The organism is Rhodococcus sp. G6(2025), assembly GCF_058628105.1.
This window is the reverse complement of sequence record NZ_CP179750.1, coordinates 5838189-5856529: the sequence shown is the minus strand read 5'-3', so window position 1 is coordinate 5856529 and position 18341 is coordinate 5838189. Positions and strand designations below refer to the sequence as shown.

General features: G+C 68.9%; 15 protein-coding genes and 2 pseudogenes. 6 read left to right on the top strand and 11 right to left on the bottom strand.

Annotated elements, in window-relative coordinates; all coding sequences use genetic code 11:
- Nucleotides 1-47: 47 nt before the first annotated feature.
- The 4 genes from ACLIVD_RS27070 to ACLIVD_RS27055 form a co-directional block, all read right to left on the bottom strand.
- Nucleotides 48-632: a TetR/AcrR family transcriptional regulator gene (locus ACLIVD_RS27070; protein ID WP_491930921.1), complete on the bottom strand. Its 585-nt coding sequence runs from the start codon at nucleotides 630-632 to the stop codon at nucleotides 48-50.
- Between the two features lie 4 nt (nucleotides 633-636).
- Nucleotides 637-1833, bottom strand: coding sequence for an acetyl-CoA C-acyltransferase (locus tag ACLIVD_RS27065; RefSeq protein ID WP_491930920.1), 1197 nt, complete (start codon nucleotides 1831-1833; stop codon nucleotides 637-639).
- A gap of 64 nt (nucleotides 1834-1897) precedes the next feature.
- On the bottom strand, nucleotides 1898-3085 hold the full coding sequence (locus tag ACLIVD_RS27060) for an acyl-CoA dehydrogenase family protein (protein WP_491930919.1): 1188 nt from the start codon (nucleotides 3083-3085) through the stop codon (nucleotides 1898-1900).
- A gap of 43 nt (nucleotides 3086-3128) precedes the next feature.
- Entirely contained in the window at nucleotides 3129-3872 is a 744-nt protein-coding gene (locus ACLIVD_RS27055; protein WP_491930918.1) for an SDR family NAD(P)-dependent oxidoreductase, read from the bottom strand.
- Nucleotides 3873-4173: 301 nt separating this feature from the next.
- Here ACLIVD_RS27055 and ACLIVD_RS27050 point away from each other — a divergent pair, with 301 nt between their 5' ends.
- From ACLIVD_RS27050 to ACLIVD_RS27030, 5 genes are all read left to right on the top strand, one after another.
- The gene (locus tag ACLIVD_RS27050; RefSeq protein WP_283331292.1) at nucleotides 4174-5463 is read left to right on the top strand and encodes an MFS transporter; all 1290 of its coding nucleotides are present in this window, start codon (nucleotides 4174-4176) and stop codon (nucleotides 5461-5463) included.
- On the top strand, nucleotides 5463-7130 hold the full coding sequence (locus ACLIVD_RS27045; protein ID WP_491930917.1) for an AMP-binding protein: 1668 nt from the start codon (nucleotides 5463-5465) through the stop codon (nucleotides 7128-7130). The genes ACLIVD_RS27050 and ACLIVD_RS27045 overlap by 1 nt, the downstream gene beginning before the upstream one ends.
- On the top strand, nucleotides 7118-8092 hold the full coding sequence (locus ACLIVD_RS27040) for an NADPH:quinone oxidoreductase family protein (protein ID WP_491930916.1): 975 nt from the start codon (nucleotides 7118-7120) through the stop codon (nucleotides 8090-8092). Before ACLIVD_RS27045 ends, ACLIVD_RS27040 begins: the two co-directional genes overlap by 13 nt.
- Before the next feature lie 83 nt (nucleotides 8093-8175).
- Nucleotides 8176-9309, top strand: coding sequence for a methyltransferase (locus tag ACLIVD_RS27035; protein WP_283353512.1), 1134 nt, complete (start codon nucleotides 8176-8178; stop codon nucleotides 9307-9309).
- Nucleotides 9310-9387: 78 nt separating this feature from the next.
- A complete protein-coding gene (locus tag ACLIVD_RS27030) occupies nucleotides 9388-10974 on the top strand; it encodes a glycosyltransferase family 39 protein (RefSeq protein ID WP_283353513.1) in 1587 nt (528 codons plus the stop codon).
- 4 nt (nucleotides 10975-10978) lie between these two features.
- Here ACLIVD_RS27030 and ACLIVD_RS27025 read toward each other — a convergent pair whose 3' ends face one another.
- The 3 genes and pseudogenes from ACLIVD_RS27025 to ACLIVD_RS27015 all read right to left on the bottom strand — a co-directional run.
- Nucleotides 10979-12424 carry an outer membrane protein assembly factor BamB family protein gene (locus ACLIVD_RS27025; protein ID WP_491930915.1) on the bottom strand — a complete coding sequence of 482 codons (1446 nt, stop codon included), beginning with the start codon at nucleotides 12422-12424 and terminating at the stop codon, nucleotides 10979-10981.
- 5 nt (nucleotides 12425-12429) lie between these two features.
- Nucleotides 12430-13782, bottom strand: coding sequence for a hypothetical protein (locus ACLIVD_RS27020; protein ID WP_491930914.1), 1353 nt, complete (start codon nucleotides 13780-13782; stop codon nucleotides 12430-12432).
- A gap of 141 nt (nucleotides 13783-13923) precedes the next feature.
- A pseudogene (locus ACLIVD_RS27015) lies at nucleotides 13924-14066 on the bottom strand (short-chain fatty acyl-CoA regulator family protein); the annotation flags it as partial.
- On the opposite strand from ACLIVD_RS27015, the pseudogene ACLIVD_RS27010 reads away from it, so the two are divergent.
- A pseudogene (locus ACLIVD_RS27010) lies at nucleotides 14067-15005 on the top strand (citrate/2-methylcitrate synthase).
- A gap of 51 nt (nucleotides 15006-15056) precedes the next feature.
- On the opposite strand, the gene ACLIVD_RS27005 reads toward ACLIVD_RS27010, so the two are convergent.
- The 4 genes from ACLIVD_RS27005 to ACLIVD_RS26990 all read right to left on the bottom strand — a co-directional run bounded on the left by ACLIVD_RS27005 (nucleotide 15057) and on the right by ACLIVD_RS26990 (nucleotide 18310).
- Nucleotides 15057-15191, bottom strand: a complete 135-nt coding sequence (locus ACLIVD_RS27005; RefSeq protein ID WP_005254130.1) for a hypothetical protein — start codon at nucleotides 15189-15191, stop codon at nucleotides 15057-15059.
- 95 nt (nucleotides 15192-15286) lie between these two features.
- The gene (locus tag ACLIVD_RS27000) at nucleotides 15287-16645 is read right to left on the bottom strand and encodes a T3SS (YopN, CesT) and YbjN peptide-binding chaperone 1 (protein WP_491930913.1); all 1359 of its coding nucleotides are present in this window, start codon (nucleotides 16643-16645) and stop codon (nucleotides 15287-15289) included.
- Nucleotides 16646-16715: 70 nt separating this feature from the next.
- Nucleotides 16716-17381, bottom strand: coding sequence for an ESX secretion-associated protein EspG (locus ACLIVD_RS26995; RefSeq protein ID WP_491932926.1), 666 nt, complete (start codon nucleotides 17379-17381; stop codon nucleotides 16716-16718).
- 14 nt (nucleotides 17382-17395) lie between these two features.
- Entirely contained in the window at nucleotides 17396-18310 is a 915-nt protein-coding gene (locus ACLIVD_RS26990) for a PPE domain-containing protein (protein WP_491930912.1), read from the bottom strand.
- Nucleotides 18311-18341: the final 31 nt, after the last annotated feature.

Sequence of the window (18341 nt, the reverse complement as noted above, 5' to 3'; positions counted from 1 at the left end):
CCCCTTTGTCTCCCGGCGGTCGAAGATGTGAGTCTAGACGGCCCAGATCACGGGTTCGGCGCGGCCAGCCCGGTGATCAGGGCGTCGAGAAAGCCGTCGGCGATCTCTTCGGGGGTGCGGGCCCCGTCGGCGGTGAGCCAGAGGTAGCTGTAGTTGAACATGCCGAGCACACCCTTGATCATCAACGGCGGCAACAGGGTGAACACCCCGTCTCGGACGCCTTGGTCGAACGCATGCCGCCAATGCGATTCGTACCGTTCGCGTGCCGCGACGACCCGCGCACGCCGATCACCGGTCAGGGCGTGGTACTCGCGGAAGAACACCGTCCACTCGGCGCGGTACTCGGCGATGTTGCGGAGCAGGGCCCGTGCCAGACCGCGGAGGCGGCGCTCCGGATCCGGTTCGGTCAGGGCGAGTTCGTCGGCCACGTCGTTCATCTGCGCGAGTTGCCGGCTGCTGATCGCGAACAGCACCTCCTCCTTGCTGCCGATGTAGTGGTACAGGGCCCCGCGGCCGAGCCCCACTGCCGTGCCCAGGTCCGCGATCCCGGTGCCGTGGTAGCCCGACCTCGCGAACAACTCGGCGGACACGCGCAGAATTTCGGCGCGGTTGAGGTCGTATTTGGTGCTCATCGAATCACCGTTCGACGTGCACGATCAGGGCCTGCCCCTGGCCGCCGCCCCCGCACAGCGCCGCTGCGCCGACGCCACCGCCGCGGCGTCGCAGTTCGAGCGCGAGGTGCAGGACGATCCGTGCCCCCGAGACACCGATCGGGTGGCCGAGCGCGATCGCGCCGCCGTTGACGTTCACCCGGTCCGCGTCGAGACCGAGGCGTTCGGACGAAACGAGTGTGACCGCGGCGAACGCCTCGTTGATCTCGACGAGATCGAGTTCGCGAGGTGCGATCCCCTCCCGTCGGCATGCAGCCTGGATGGCGTTGGACGGCTGCTCGTGCAGACCCGAATCGGGTCCGGCGACCACGGCACGTGATCCGATCTCGGCCAGCCACGACAATCCGAGCCGGACGGCCGTCGACTTCCGCGTGACCACGACAGCGCAGGCACCGTCGGAGATCGGTGACGAGTTGCCGGCCGTCAGCGAGCCGCCTGCGGCGAAAGCCGGGGGCAGACCGGCGAGGTCCGCTGCCGAGGTGTCGGCCCGGATGCCCTCGTCGTGGCTCAAATCGGTTGACTCACCCCGCCCGGACCTGATCGGAACGGGAACGATCTCGGCCGCGAAGACGCCGTCCTTGCGCGCGCGTGCGGCCGCACGGTGCGAGCGAGCGGCCCACTCGTCCTGGGCGTCCCGGGTGATCCCGTACTCGGGATTCCTCGACTCGGTCAGCGCCCCCATCGACGACCCGGTGAAGGCGTCCTGGAGCCCGTCGAACGCGAGGTGGTCGATCAGTACCGTGTCGCCGTACTTGTGCCCGCGCCGACTGTTCGTCAGGAGGTGCGGCGCCGTGCTCATCGATTCCTGACCGCCGGCGACCATGATGTCCGCGTCGCCGGCGGAGATCATCTGGTGCGCCAGCGTTATCGCGTCGATTCCCGAGAGGCACATCCGGTTGATGGTCAGTGCCGGTGTGGTCATGGGGATTCCGGCGGCTGCCGCCGCGACGCGCGCCGGCAGTTGGCCGCTGCCCGCGGTGAGCACCTGGCCCATGACGACGTGGTCGACGGCGCGTGCGTCGACACCGGCCGATTCCAGCGCACCACCGATCGCGTGGCCACCCAGTACCTGGGCGCTCAGGCTCGACAGGGATCCCATGAAGCGTCCGAACGGGGTTCGTGCCCCCGCGACGAGGACGGTGGGGTCGTGGTGGTCGGTCATTGTTCGTCTCCTTCGCGAGCGTGGTGCCGCCCTGCGGCCGTTCCCGGCCGCAGGGCGGCTGATGTCAGTTAGTACGCGACGTCTCGAAGGCGTCGGAGAACGCGTACCCGTCGAGCAGGCGTCCCGCCGTGACCAGGTACTGGATCGTCGGGGTGCCCTCCTCGAGCCAGTTGAGGCGGGCATCCCGGTAGAGGCGCTCGATCGGGTGCGCGCGCGTGTATCCGATTCCGCCGTGGATGAGCAGAGCCCGGTCGGTCACCCGGCCGACGGCCTCGAGGCCGAACAGCTTGCACATGCTGGCCTCGGCGGGAATCCGTTCGCCGGCATCCCACTTCTGTGCTGCGTCGGCGAGGATCCCGCGCAGGGCGTAGACGTCGGTGGCCATCTCCGCCAGGTAGCGCTGGATGGCCTGCCGTGTGCCGATCGGCTTGCCGAACGTGACACGGCTCTTCGCGTGGGCGATCGACAGTTCGAGGGCGCGCTCGGACGTGCCGAGGGAGCTTGCCGCGATGAACACCCGGCTGATCTCCAGTGCGCGTTCGAGGTGCTCGTTTCCCTGTCCCTCCACGCCGACGAGCGCGGCGGCGGGCACCCGGACGGAGTCGAGGGTGACGCGTCCGTGCTCGGTGCCCTTGCATCCCATCGTCTCGGGAAGCGCTGCGATCGAGAGACCGTCGGTCTCGCGGGGAACGAGGAACGCGGAGACGTCGGTCGCGGTCGTCTTCGCGAAGACGATGAAGTGAGACGCGATGTCGGAGTTGGTGATCAACCACTTCTCGCCGTTCAGGACGTAGTCGTCGCCCTCGCGCACCGCGGTCGACCCGAGGTCGGCGCCCGTCCCGAAACCCGGTTCCGTCAGCGCGAACGCGACCGAGTTCCGGCCCGTGGCCGTGCCCGGGAGGACGTCCGCCTTCTGTCGGTCGCTGCCGATCTCGGAGAGCGCGTGGGCGAAGGAGTTGTGCACGTGGACGATGACCCGGAGCCCGCCCTGCACCTTGGCGAACTCGGCGATGATCGGCAGGTACTGGGCGATCGACAGGCCGCTGCCGCCGTACTCGCGGGGGACGAGCAGGCCGAGCGCGCCGATCCGCTCGAGGATGGGCATGACGATGTCGTGTGGAACCTGCTCGTCGTTCTCGATCCGCTGTTCGAGTGGATCGAGTTCGGACCAGATCGCCTCGAAAATGCGGTCCCGGAGCGCCAGGTACTCCGACTCCGGAATGCCGACCGAATGCGTGAGTGTCGCGGTCATGGTGTTGTGTCCCTTCGTTGTTGGTCGTTGCGGTGGTGGTGTGTCACAGCGCCCAGCCACCGTCGACGGTGAGGACGGAGCCTGTGCAGAATGTGGCGTCTTCGCTGAGGAAGACTGCGGCCTTGGCGATTTCGTCGACGGTGCCGAATCGGCCGAGGACGGTTTCTCGTTCGATGCGCTTGCGCGCGGAGTCGGGCACTGCATCGGTCATGTCGGTGCTGACGAAGCCGGGGGCCAGCACGTTGACCCGGATGCCGTCCCGCGCGACCTCCTTGGCGAGTGAACGACCGAAGCCGATCATCGCGGACTTCGCACCCGCGTACGCGGTGTCGCCGGCGTGACCGATCAGGCCGACGACCGACGACACCAGCACGATGCTCGGTGACCTGCCGTGCACGAGGTGGGGCAGCGCTGCCCGCGCGAGAGCGACGGTGCCGCGGAGGTTCGTCTCTATCACGCTCCACCAGGCGTCCGGGTCCGTCTCGACGAGCCGCCCGCCCGACCACTGGCCCGCGTTCAGGACGAGCGAATCGAGGTGTCCCCAGTGGGAGACGACGCGCTCCACCGCCGTGAGCGCCGTGGTGTCGTCGTGCAGGTCGAAGCGGATCGGAAGTACCTGCTCGGGAGCGTCCGCGGCGAGTTTCTCGGCGTCCTCACGGCTCGTCCGGTACGTGCATCCCACCCGGCAGCCGCGCTGCGTCAGGGCCGTGGTGACGGCGGCTCCGATGCCGCGGGAACCGCCGGAGACCAGCGCGACGCGGGGATCGTCGTGATCGTTCTCGTTCATGTTCAGAAATGTACTGATCGATCCAAAAATAGTCCAGAGTGTTCGTGAAAGTCGGTCTGAACGTCGTATTACCTGGATATTTGGATGGGTGCACGAGTTGGATCGATCGGTACAAGAATGCTTGCGGTCGACGTCCGGGATGTGCTAGACCTGTGACCGTGGCCACACGGGGCGACGGCGCGGACGATGTCCGATCGGCGAACCCCGGACGAGGCCCGACGGCCCGCTCATAACCGCGGTGGCACCGGATCGACACACGGCAGCCGCACCGCCCCACATCAGCAGCGATGGGAGATTCGATATGAGAGTCATCGACGACCTGGAGGTCACTCGGGTCAAACCCCGGAAGGTTGCCTTCGCGTCCTTCGTCGGAACGGCAATCGAGTGGTACGACTTCTTCATCTTCGGGACCGCGGCCGCACTGGTTTTCGGGAAGGCGTTCTTCCCGTCGTTGAGTCCGCTGTCGGGAACGCTGGCCGCGTTCGCGACGTTCGGTGTCGCGTTCGTGTCGCGTCCCGCAGGCGCGATCGTCTTCGGGCACTTCGGAGACCGGATCGGCCGCAAGAAGATGCTGGTGTTCTCCCTGGTGCTGATGGGGTCGTCGACGGTCGCGATCGGACTCATCCCTACCTACGGAGCGATCGGTCTCGCCGCGCCCGTGCTGCTCGTCCTCGCGCGCCTGGCACAGGGCTTCGCGGTCGGCGGAGAATGGGGCGGCGCGGTGCTGATGGCAGTCGAACACGCACCGCGCGAGAAGCGGGCGTTCTACGGCAGCTGGCCGCAGGCCGGCGTGCCCGCCGGACTCGTTCTCGCAACGCTCGCATTCCTCCTGGTCGAGCAGCTTCCGGATGACCTGGTACAGGCATGGGGATGGCGGCTTCCGTTCCTCGCCAGCGCCGGGTTGGTCGCGGTCGGCATGTACGTGCGACTGAAGGTCGTCGAATCGCCGGAGTTCGAGAACGTCAAGCGCAACAAGAAGATTGCCGACTTCCCGATCCTCGCGGTCCTGCGGGGTGAGAAGCGGGCGCTGGGCGTCGGGATTCTCACCCAGGCCGCCTCCCTCGTGCCGTTCTACCTTGTCACCGTCTTCGTCCTGTCGTACGGCCCGAAGGAACTCGGCATCTCGCGGCAGACGATTCTGTTGAGCATCCTCGTCGCGTGCGTCCTCGACATCCTGACGGTGCCCTACACGTCGATGATCGCGGACCGGATCGGAGCACGGAAGATGTTGATCTACGGGTCCCTCTACATGGCCGCGATCGCGTATCCGTTCTTCTGGTTGCTGTCGACCGGAGTGGGTGTCGCCGTCCTGCTGGCGATGATTCTGATCATCACTATCGGTCACGCCGTCACCTATTCCGCGGTGGCCGGCTACGTCACCGGTCTGTTCCCGGCCGAAGTCCGATACACCGGCGCGTCCGTCGCCTACCAGTTCGGTGGTGTCGTGTTCAGTGCTCCCGCTCCGTTCATCGCGGTGGCGATCGCTGCCGAGACGGACGGTTCGTGGGCACTGGCTGCGTACATCGCAGCGGCGTGCGCCATCACGGTCCTGGTCCTGACCCTGACGAAAACTGCAAAGGTGAATCACTGATGTCTCCCGACAGACTCGCAACGTCCGCACTCGCCGGTGCCTGGCAGGACATCGAATCCCTGCTGGACCGCGACCCGTTCGGTGGCGACTTCAACACCGCCCACGAAATCTGCACCCGTTATGCGGCCGACCCGAATCGGGTGGCGCTGACCGTCCGGCACGAGGACGGCTCGGCCGACCGCTGGACGTACCGCGAACTCGACAGGCTCGCCGCCAAGGCGGCACGGGTGTTCGCACGTGCGGGACTGACGCGGGGAGATCGCGTCGGCGGACTGCTCTCGCGACAGGTCGAGAGTTGGATCACCGCACTGGCGGCGTGGCGCTCCGGGCTGGTGTACGTGCCGCTGTTCGGCGGGTTCGCCCCGGACGCGATCGGCCTGCGCCTCGACGCGGCGGGAGTCCGCGCGGTCGTGGTCGATCAGCGGTACCGGCCGGCCCTCGCGCAGGCGCAGGCGACCCACGGACTCGATCCCGCGGTGTTCGTCGTCGGCGACGTCGCGGCCGGCACGGACGACAGGTCCTTCTGGACCGAGGTCGACCGGGCCGACGCCGACGGCCCGCTCGCGACCACGGCGCTCGGGGACACCGCCACCCTGCTGTTCACCAGCGGAACATCCGGAACACCGAAGGCGTGCACCATGACCCACGCCACCTTCGTCTCCGTCATGCCCTACGCGAAGGCCGTTCTCGGGACGACCCGCGACAGCGTCGTCTTCTCGACGTCGGACCCGGCGTGGGCGTTCGGGCTGTACAGCACCGGTGCCGCCGTCATGGCGCTGGGCGTGCCGCGCGTCATGTACTCCGGGAAGTTCGTCCCCGAGGCCTGGCATCGCGTCATCCGGGAAGAGAAGGCCACGATCCTCACCACCGCGCCGGCCGCCCTGCGGCGACTGACGGCGACGTTCGCGCAGGACGGGGTCCCGCCGACGCTCCGCACCGTCGCCGCTGCCGGCGAACCGCTCACCGCAGTGGTCGCCGCGGCCTGGGCCGGCACCGGTGCACCCGCCGTGCGCAACGGGTACGGACTGTCCGAGGTCGGCATGCTCCTGGGCGACACCCAGGGCACCGAAACGAGGTCCGGCCCGGGCTGGATGTCCGCCATGATTCCCGGGTTCGACACCTTCCTCGCCGACCGGGACGGGCAACCGGTGGCCGACGGCCAACCGGGATTGATCGCGGTACGGCAGCCCCGGTACCAGATGTCCAGCGGCTACGAGAACACCCCCGACCTGTGGGCCGACCGCTGGCGCGGCGACGTATTCCTCACCGAGGACCGAGCCGTCACAGACCCCCAGGGGCGGTGGCAGATACTGGGCCGGGACGACGACATGATCATCGCGTCGGGGCACAACATCAGCCCGGTCGAGGTCGAGAACGCGCTGTTGCAGCACCCGGCGGTCGCCGACGCCGCGGCAGTCGCGTACGACGATCCGATCCGCGGCGGAGTGGTCCGGGCCGTCGTCGTCCGCGCGGACGACCGGGCCGACGACAGCGACCTCGTCACGCAACTCGCACACCTGGTCGCGCAGCGCGTCGGCCCCTACGCGGCACCCAAAGTCGTCGACTTCCGGCCCGACCTCCCGCGCACCGAAGTCGGCAAGCTGCGCCGGGCGGCCGTCCGCGAACTCCCGATCACACGAACGGGCACAACCGCATGCGCGCCCTGATGGTCACCGCGCTCGACGGTCCCCGGGCGCTCGCCCCGGTCGAGGTCGACGAACCCGTCGCGGACGAATCCGCGATCCTCGTCGAGGTTCATGCGGTCGGGGTGTCGTTCCCGGATCTGCTTCTCACCCAGGGCCGGTACCAGTACAAGCCGGAACTGCCATTCGTCCCCGGCGGAGAGGTCGCCGGGATCGTACGGTCAGCGCCTGGCGGCAGCGGATATTCTCCGGGCGACCGGGTCGTCGGATTGACCGGTGTGGGCGGCGCGATGGCCGAAGTGGTAGCACTGCCGCCGGAGACGACTTTCCTCCTCCCCGACACGATCTCGATGGCCGCAGGCGCCGCCCTGCTGTTCAACTACCTCACCGTGCATTTCGCGCTGGTACGTCGTGGACGCCTCGAGTCGGGGGAGTCGGTGCTCGTCCAGGGCGCGGCGGGAGGAATCGGCACCGCCGCGACGACACTGGCGCCGCACCTCGGCGCGTCGCGGACCATCGCGGTCGTCAGCAGTGAGGAGAAGGCGGAGTACGTGCGGAGTCTCGGCGCCTCCGACGTCGTGGCCACCGGGAACTGGCGGGACGAGGTCCTCGCGATCACCGACGGCCGCGGGGTGGACGTCGTGGTCGATCCCGTCGGGGGCGATCGCTTCACCGACAGCGTCCGATCGCTGGCGACGGGCGGGAGGATTCTCGTGATGGGCTTCACCGGCCGGGACATCCCCTCGGTGAAGGTGAACCGACTGCTCCTGAAGAACGCGTCCGCAGTCGGAGTCGCGTGGGGCTCGTGGTGGGCCGAGGACTCTCGACGACTGTCGGCGCAGTGGAGCGAATTGTGTCCCTTGCTCGCGTCGGGCGCGTTGACGATTCCGGAGCCGACCCGGTACCCGTTCGACGCGGCAGCCGAGGCCCTGCTCGATCTCGAACATCGCCGAACCGTCGGGAAGAGTGTCCTCACCCTCCGGTGAGGCGGCTCCGCCGCCCGTGCGCCTTTTTGGTAGTTACAGCTACCAAAAAGGCGCACGGGCGCGAAGCGCCTAGGCTCTCCCTCATGGAAACCGAGTTCGTCCGCTGGACCGAGGACGGCACCGAGCATTCGGCGGTGTGGCGGTCCACCAGCGGGGCGACGCCCCCGAAGAAGATCCGGGTGGCCGACGACTCGATGACCGCCGACGAGGCGTACCGCCTCGCGTGCGAGGGGACGGCGCTGCTGTGGCGCGGCGACTTCCACAACGCCCGCCAGCTCGGCACCGCCGTCGCCGCCCGCACCGACCGCAAGGCTCGCAAGACGTCCACCGACCCCGCCACCGCGTTCCACCTGCACCGGCAGACGCAGTCGCGGCGGGCGGGGATCCTGGGGATGCTGCTGGTGCCGTTCGACGCCGACCAGACCGTCCCGCTGCGGCGCGCCCCCGACGTGCGGCAAGCGGTGCTCGAGGCGTACGGACCGACGGACCAGCCCACCGTCACCACCCTGCGCGACCTGCTCGGGGCGATCGGCGCCCACGAGTGGCAGAAGAAGGGCGTCGAGATCCCCGCCCTCGGTGCGCGCATCCACCCCGCCTACGGCGTGTTCTCCCCGATTCGCGGCGAATACGTCGACCTCGTCGCCGACACCCCGCTGCCGTCAAACACGCAGGCATTCGACATCGGCACCGGCACCGGTGTGCTGGCCGCCGTCCTCGCGCACCGCGGCGTCGCGAAGGTGATCGCGACCGAACTCGACGCGAATGCGCTCGCCTGCGCCCGGGCGAATCTGGACCGGCTCGGCTACGCCGGTCAGGTGCAGGTGGTGGAAACGGATCTGTTTCCCGAGGGCCGGGCACCGCTGGTCGTGTGCAACCCGCCGTGGATTCCCGCCCGTCCCACCTCGCCGATCGAGTACGCGATCTACGATCCGGACAACCGGATGCTCCGCGGATTCCTGGGCGGCCTGGCCGAGCACCTCGAGCCCGGGGGAGAGGGCTGGCTCATCCTGTCCGACATCGCCGAGCACCTCGGACTGCGGACCCGCGAGGAATTACTGACCTGGATCGACGACGCCGGACTGACCGTCCTCGGACGCCGGGACGTGGCGCCCCGGCACGGCAAGGTCGCCGACCGATCGGATGCGCTGCACGCCGCGCGCAAGCGGGAAGTGACGTCGCTGTGGCGGCTCGGGGCGCAGGACTCGTCCGCCGGGTAGCACCGGACGTAACGGCGACGCGGTCCGGAACGGTCTCCATGTAGGTCATTGATTTCACCTACCTCGAGGAACCGCGGAATGACGTCGCCCCTGCCAGTGCTGGCTTCCGAGTCGCGGCGCAGCGGTGCGGAGCGAGGAACCCGGCTGTGGACGAGATGGTGCGATCCGCTCCTGCTCGGACTCGTGGCGGTCGCGATCTCGGGCTTCCGGTCCTGGTCGCCGTCGTTCTGGCACGACGAGGCGGCCACCGTCTCGGTCGCCGGGCGCGACATCCCCGACATGGTGCGGTTGCTGTTCGACGTCGACGCCGTCCACGGCGCGTACTACCTGGGCATGCATGGGTGGCTGCGCGTCGTCCCCCTGACCGAGTTCTGGCTGCGACTGCCCAGCGTGCTGGCCGTGGGGATCGGCGCCGCCGGCCTCGTCGTGCTCGGAAAGCTGCTGTCCACGCGACGGGTGGCCCTGGTCGCGGCGCTCGTGTTCGCCATCCTGCCGCGGGTGACGTCCGCCGGAATCGAGGCGCGCTCGTACGCGCTGTCCGCGGCGCTGGCGGTGTGGGTGACCGTCGTGTTCGTCGTGGCCGTGCGCAGGCGGACGGGCACCGCGTGGGTGCTGTACGCGCTGCTCGTCGCGGTCTCGACCACGGTGTTCCTCTACAGCATCCTGATCGTTGCCGCGCACGTGGTGACGCTCGCGGTGACGAGGACCGGACGTCGCTGCGTCGGGTCGTTCCTCCTGGCTGCCGGCGCGGGCATCGCGATCGCGGCGCCGGTGATCGTGCTGGTGCAATCGCAGGCGGATCAGGTCTCGTGGATCGCCGGCCGGAATTTCGATCTCGTGTGGATCGTGCTCGTCGAGCAGTACTTCGACAACGCACTCGCCGTCGCAGTCGTCTCCGGACTGCTCGTCGTCGCCGGAGTGACGGTCGGCATCGTCCGTGGGCGTGACCACCGGGGCGGCGAACAGCCGGGGCTTCTCGCGACGGCCGTGCCCTGGCTCCTCATTCCCACCGCGCTGGTGCTGCTGTATTCGCTGACGTCGCAGAACGTGTATCTGGGTCGGTACTTCACGTTCACCGCCCCCGCGTGCGCACTGCTCCTCGGACAGTCGATGGTGTGGATCGCGGGTCTCGCCGGACGACGATCGCTGCCGCTACTCGCGGTGATCCTCGCGTTGTTCGGAGCCGTCGCCCTGCCGCACTACCTCGTGCAGCGCGGACCCTATGCCAAGCCGAGCGGCATGGATTACAGCCGCGTCGCCGACCTCGTCGAATCCGAGGCCGCACCCGGCGACTGTGTGCTGTTCGACCTGAAGAACGTCTGGAATCCCGGCCCGATGCGCACCGTCGAGACCGTGGATCCGCCCGCCTTCGCCGCTCTCCGCGACATCTCGCGGGGATCGACGGCCGCGGAACTGGGCGGGTTGTGGGACGAGACGCTGGCGCCCGACCGCATCGCGGACCGGATCAGGAGTTGTCCCGCGATCTGGCTGCTGACCAACCGGTCCGCGGGGGTCGACAGCCACACCTGGGCGGCCGTCGATGCCCGTGATCCGGTGCGGCTCGGCGCCAACTACCGCGTCGTGCGGTCCTACGGTTTCGATGTGCAGGAGCGGTGGCAGCTCAACGTCAGCCAGCTCGTGCACTTCGTCCGGCCCGGCACGTAGCAACTCACCTCGCTGAGCCCAACCCGACCATCGTCCCCGACGTCATATAGACCAGGCGTGGGCTCGACGCCGCGACGACGGGTGTGCTGCCCCACGAGTCGTCGTCGCTCACGGTCTGCAGGGGGAGCACCCACAGTTCCTCGCCGGACCGGACGTTCTCGGCGCGCAGGACATCGGATTCCAGCAAGACCGCGGTGTCGCCCTCCGCGGCGACGACGGTGCCGTACGAGTCGGAGTGTCGTTGCCACAACCGTTCCCCGGACCTCAGGTCGAGTGCGGCTTCGGTCCTGCCCTCGTAGTCGCGCAGCAATGCCACCTCGCCCAGCACGGCCACAGCGGTGCCCTGCGTGGCGTTCGGGCCGTACGACTCCGGAGTGTCGACCCGTGGCGTCGACACGAGAGCGGGGCTGGTCCACAGCAGTTCGCCCGTCGTCCGGTCGTAGGCACCGTCGCCGAGAAGCACCGGAATCGTACTGTCGGCGGGGCGATCGACGGCGAGGGTGTGTGCGGCCTCCACATCCGATGCCGCGAGGACGCGACCGGTGCGATCGACGGCCTCGGAGCCCAGCACCTTGCTGAGGGTGCAGTCGCTGTGGACGCGGACGACCACCCCACCCTCGGTGGCCCGGGCGGACTGCGTGCAGTCGGGCAGGGTGCGGGTGAACGTCGGAGTCCCGGTCGCGAGGTCGAACCCCGCCACCTCCCCGCCGAGTTCGAGCACACCCTGACCGTGCTCGGTGCTCATGAGGTGACCGAACGCGTCCTCCCACGCCGAACCGAGATCGAACCGCTGCGACCAGCGGGCGTCGGGGTCGGTGGGCACACCGCTGTGCACCCGGATGTCGTCGGATTCCGGGTCGCCTTCCATCACGTACAGCCAGTCGTCGGCAGCCGTCATCGCCAGGATCGTCCAGTCGGTGGGAGTGCGGGTCACGGACCCGTTGTCGGTGTCGACCGCCAGGATGACGCGTGCGTCCTCGAAGGGAGTCGTGTAACAGACCATCCGCCCGGCAGCGAGGGTGTCGGCGCACCCGCCCAGCGACTCGACCGGCGTCTCCCAGCGCACCGATCCCGTGTCGGCGTCCACCCCGACCAACAGCGTCTCGTCCAGTCCCGACGTCTGCTGGTTCACCAACCCGATCATGGTGACCAGCACCTGTCCGGCGTCGACGAATCCCGGCTCGCCCGAGTCGAATCCGCTCCCGTACACCGGGTTGCGGAAGACGGCGAACTGTCGATCGTAGGTGGCGGCCGCATCCAGCGACCACTCGGCGCCGGGTGCATCGGGCGACGCCTCCGGGGCGTCGGGGCCCACGAAACCGGTGAGCCCGGGGATGTTCACCTCCTGGTACTCCGGGTGCACGATCACGGTGGTGACGGCGCCGGCGACGGTCATGATCGCCACGAGCGCTGCGGCCCAGAGGTTTCGGGTGCTCTTGTCGAGGCCCATGTCGGCTACAGCTCCAGTCCGGGGGTCGTGGCCAGGGATTCGAGAAGCTCGTAGGGGAGCGGAGTGGCCGGCAGCGTGGAGGTCGAGCTGACCGACACCCGGGTGCCCGACGGCCGTGTCAGCGTCACGTGACGGCCGGCCTCGTCGACGGCGGGTTCACCGGGGACGGTCGCCGCGGAGGTGTACCCGTCCCGTCGCTCCAACACGGAACCGTCCGGAAGTCGGGTGGCTTTCGCGGCCTGCGGGTCGTAGGACGGGTCGTACTTGTCCGGCTCGGGCGGAACGGTGTAGCCGCCCGCGATCGAGACCCGCAGGGTCCCCTCGGATCCGGGTGTGGTGACGTCGACGCTCTCACACACCGCGTTGTCGCTGTGCTCGGCCAGTTGCAGCGATCCGAGCGGTCTCGACAGCGCGATGCGCTGATCGCGCCACGCGTCGTCGAGCACGGCATTCAGCCGGTCCAGATCGGCGCGGGTCAGCGCCGGTCCCTCGTCCTCGGAGCCGCCCCCCGACCCGCATGCCGTCGGGGGAGGCGAGGTGCCCGGCGGAACCGGTGTACTCGCCAACAGTTCGGGACGCAGCACGATGGCGGTGAGTTCGTCGAGGCTCAGTGGGATGGTGCCGCTGTACTTCGAGCCGGGGTCGGCCTCGGCGAAGTTCTCGTCGGTGGCGTCGGCATGGATCCACGTGCCGTCCGGGAAGTAGCCGGCGACGCTCCGGGACAGGGTGCGGTGGCCGTCGTACTCGGACCACGTGTCGTCCGCATCCAGCACGGTGCCGTCGGGCAGCGTCGTGCGACGGTCGAGTTCCCCGGCAACGCACGGCGGAATCGGCCTGTCCGCCTTGCTGACCGACAACCACAGCGACCCGGGGGACGAGTCCCGAAGCAGTGGTCCCCGAGCGCTGGTGACGCCGCCGAAGTCGTCCTCGACGTCCGGTGGCTGCTCGTACTCCGGAATCGGCTCGAACAGCAACGACTCCGTGGGGCTGACGAGGGGGATCTCCACCGCCTCCGGCAGGGCGTCGAGGACGGCGGCAGTCATGGCCGAGGCCTTGAGTGCCGAGAACCACGGGTAGCGCGGGTTGTCGTAACTCTGCTCACCTCCGACCCACATGGCGAAGGCTTCCCCCTCCGACGGCGGTTCCACCGTCGCGCACCCGGGAATGTCGACGGGATACTCGACCGTCGGCGTGACGTACGACGGGGCTTCGGCGGGACCGTCGGCGGTGAGGTCGACGGTCGCCGGGCCGGATCCGGTATCGAGCAGTCCCGCGACGATCACCCCGCACGCCATGATCGACACCACGACGAGTCCCGTCGTCCAGCGGTCCTTGCGCCTGTCCGCGCCGTCGCTCATGTGCCCCCACCCGTGTCGCAGGCGCTCATCCCGAACGAAGGAGCATCCGAAGTCCTAGTCGTCACGATTGCGAGCAGCGTTACCGCCCGTGAGTGGTCGACGAGTCCCTGGACTCGTTAACCGCGCACGGGCGCGGAGCGCCTACCGGCCCTGCGGATACGGGAGATGGCCGCTGCTGTCCTCGTTGACGAGGACGGCCCGGCCCGTTGCGGGAAGGCGCGTGGCGCGCACGCGGGCCGGTCGCAGACCTTGCAGCCTGCGCCGATCGGGACGACCGTTCTCGGGTGGTGCCGGAGACCAATTCGCTGACCTATCGCGGCTACGCGGTGCAGGACCTGGCAGCGCACTGCAGCTTCGAGGAGGTGGCGTACCCGCTCTGGTACAACGAACTTCCTACCTCGGCGCAACTGGAACAGCTACCTCGGCGCGGAAGACCCGGCGGAGGAGGATAATTCGCCATCCGAGAACCTCGCGAAGGCGCTGCACATGACGGCGGTGCTGCCCACGATCGTGGCCGCCGACTTCCGGCGCAGGCGCGGACAGGACCCGATCGCACCGCACTCGCACCTGGGGTTCGCGGAGAACTTTCTGAACATGTGCTTCGGGGACGTGCCCGATCCGGCCGTCGTCAAGGCGTTCGAGGTGTCGCTGATCCTGTATGCGGAGCACAGTTTCAACGCGTCCACGTTCGCGGCTCGCGTGGTGACGTCGACACTGTCCGACATCTACGGTGCGGTCACCGCGGCGATCGGGGCGTTGAAGGGTCCGTTGCACGGCGGCGCCAACGAGGCCGTCATGCACGACATGCTCGAGATCGGCGAGCCCGACCGCGCCGAGGAGTGGCTGCTGGGCAAACTCGCCGCCAAGGACAAGCTGATGGGTTCGGTCACTGGGTCTACAAGAACGGTGACTCGCGGGTACCGACGATGAAGGCGGCACTGCTCGACATCGCCGCCGCCACCTGCGGCGAGAAGTGGGTGCGGATGTACGACATCCTGGAGAAGACGATGGCCGGCGCCACCGGGATCGCGCCGAATCTCGACTTCCCGACCGGTCCGGCGTAGTACCTGATGGGATTCGACGTGGAAATGTTCACGCCGATGTTCGTGATGAGCCGGATCACCGGGTGGACCGCCCACATCATCGAGCAGGGCGCATCGAACAGTGTGATTCGCCCGCTCAGCGAGTACTCGGGCGTCCCCCAGCGCTCCGTCGTCGCCTGACGGCTTGTGCGCCTTTGTGGTTGCTGCCGCTACCAGAAAGGCGCACGGGCGCTAGCGCTTCTTGACGTGCGAGACGATTTCCGGATCGCTCTGTCCGTTCGTCTTCATCTTCTTGTCGGCGCGCTTCTCCTTCAGCGACTTACCGGATTTCTTCGACATGGAATTGCGGGGCGATTTGTCAGCCATGGACCATCCCTGAATGCGGAACCTGGACGGCTCCGATAGTGCTGACAGTACGCCACATCCCGGGAAACCCGGACCGATCGTCGAAAGGGCGGGTTCTAGGACGACGGATCGTCGAACAGGGTCTGCTCCTCGGGATTGGTGAACAGTCCCATCTGCTCAGGCCGCGGCTTGGTGTCGGGAGCGCCCGTCGTCGGGGGTAGCACGACGGTCCGGAGGGCGTGGCGCAGGGCGCCGACGACGCGCTCCCACTGGTCGGCGGACGCGTCGTCGGTCTCCTGCAACCGGGACACCCAGGCGGTGCCGGTGTCCAGGAGCACGAGGATCCGGTCGCGGTCGTGACCGCAGACGTCGGCGACGACAGCCGGATCGGTTTCGATCCCGGGCCCGGGATCGAGATGGAACAGCGTCTGAAGTTCCTTCGGGAGGTCGGTCGACGACATCCGGCTCTCGGTGCGAGGTGCCGCGTCCGGTTCGGGTTCCTCGTCGGGTCCGGAGTCGCGGTTGAAGAACAGTTCGCCACCGAACCGCGACGCGAACTCGCTGTCGACGGTGCGCAGGAAATCGGAGAACGCCTTGCAGCTGTCGGTGAGGTGCTGCGGGACGAACGGGTTACCCGACACTTCCAGGAACGCCGACAACCGGTCGTCGACCAGCACGAACTTGATCCGCGACCACATGCGGTTGAGGTCGGCGGTGACCTCGGCGGCCCGGGTGCGGTCGCTGATGTCGTGCACCAGCGGCGCGAACAGTTGCACGTCGACGGTGTCGGCGAGCGGGCCGACGAACAGGATGGTGTTGCCCATCCGGATCGGGACGTCGCCGTCCGGGTCGCGTTCGGGCAGCAGCCCGAGCATCGGGACCAACGCGAGAGTGATCAGTTCGTGGAGGTGCTCGACGTCGCGCGGGACCACGGCGGCTGCGGGGTCGAGCTGCGCGACCAGCGGCGGCCGCACCGCAACCGGGTCGAACGTGGCCTCGGGATCCGTACTCGACGTCTCGGTGCTCAGGAACGCGGGATGCGTGATTCCCCAGACGTCGCGGAACGCGGCCACGGCCATCGCGGCCAGCTGATCCGCCCACGACAGCTTCTTGTCGACGTAGAACGCGGGGGAGCCGTCATCGGGTTCGTCGTCCGGACCGCGGGTCGGCCGGTTCCAGCCCAGCTCGGTGAGGTACGTCTGCTCGGCGCCGGTCAGTGCGCGGTCGGGGTGCAGGTAATGGTTCGACGGCACCTCGCAGCGCACCGTGTCCCCGTCCCACACGACGAACTGGATGCACGGCATCAGCCCCTGGGATTCGTCGAGCTCCTCGAACCCCGATTCCAGGACCAGAAGGTCGTCGTCCTGCATCGCTGCCAGATAGTCCGCGAGGCGCCGCTGGAACTCGGCCCAGTCGCGGTTCACACTCGAATCCAGATCGAAGTCCTGCATGTCTGCTCCGTCCGGGTCGACCACGAATCACCTACTTCCGCTCTATACGGTAGCGGCGATCGCCGAGACCGCAGCGCAGGAGGGGGTGGCGCGCTCAGACGGGGTGACCGGCCCCGATCCGTCCGGTCAGCCTGGTGACGGCGTCGAGGAGGTCCCACGACGTGCCCGGTTCCACTGCCACGGCGGTATCGCCCCACACGAGGTACCGGCCGTCGCCGTCGATGTCCCGCCACGCCAGACCGCCGACGGGGCGTGGTGAGTGCCGCGAGCCGCGGACGACGGTGAGGACCCCCTGGCTCGTCGAGGGCCTGTCGAGGATCCGGGCTGCCCGTGCGCTCCCGGCCGGTGTCGGCGGGACCACGATGCCCGCCGCCGTGCCCGCGTCGGTGTCGGGGAGCTGAGCGATCAGCTGCCGGCCGACGTCGTACGGTTCGCAGCTCCGGATCACCACTTCGGCGCCCGGATGCTGCACCGCCGCGATCCCGTGCCCGCGTGCCAGGGCGCCCGTCATGCGGATCGAGGTACCGCCGTCCACGCCTGCCGAACCGGAGATCTCGATCCGGAGGTCGGGTTCGGCGAGCACCAGCAGCGCCGACCCGAGCGGGTCGTGTTCGGGGCCGGAGAAGTCGGCGCGGATCCGGCGCTGCTCCGCCTCGTACTCGTCGGCGGTGTCCAGCGTGCTCGTGACCTTGAACGGATACGGAATGCGGTCCTGTCCGGTCCGGGCCCACAACGCCGAGAACTGCGGACCGCTCAACACCCAGTGCCCCACGACTATCCGCCGATCACCGCGGGTGTGACGAGGGGCAGTTTCCCGACGAGTTCGCTGCCCTCGTCGATGCTTTCGAGGTAGGTGGGTGGTTCCTCCTCGTCCTCCCGTGCGGCGGGCGGGACCGGGCCGCCGGGCCGCTCGGGGGTGGTCGTCCGGTGAGCGGACACGATGCCGCGCGCGTACTGCGCCACCCCGCCGCCGACGGCGCCGGCCAGCGCCGCACCCGCGATCGAACCCGGTGCGGCCTGCGCGGTCGCCGGCTCCTCGAGCGGCACCTCGCCGCTCCTGCGGTGCTCATTGGGCGGGACGGAATCGGATTCGGGTTCGGCCACCTGCTGATCGCTGGGTATGCCGTGCACCCCGTTCGGTCCGATGTCGAAGCCCACCGGCTGACCGTGGGTCGTTGCGGCGGCGTGGGTGGCGGCGAGGCCGGCAGCGGGGAGTTGTTCGTCCGCAAGGCGGTACGCCGAGGTGTAGAGGGTGTCCATGGCGGCCTTCGCGTTCTGTTCCGCGGCGTCCGCGTCGGCGTCCGCGGTCCAGTTGGCGGGCAGCACCCGGGTCCAGTCGGTCGGGTGGTCGCCGGGCCGACCCACCGCGCCGCGCACCGCTTCGGCTGCGGCGGTCGCGTGCCGCAACGCATCGCCCACATCGGTGAACCGGCCACCGACCTGCCCGGCGCGGGCGGCGTAGTCGTCGAGTGCCGATGCCACCGCGGCCGCAGTCGGCCCACGCCAGCCGGTGTCGACCGCGGCGCGGGTCGCGTCGTGGAACGCGGTGACCGACTCCTGGAATCGCCGTCCGAGGTCGTCCCAGGCCGCGGCGACCGCACCGGACTCGGCGGGCCTCAGCGCGTCGACCGCACTCCTGATGGCGCGGTGATCCCACTCGCCCGACCGAAAATTCTCCCCGCCATTCATCCCGACCTCCGATGCTGGACACTCACGGTCC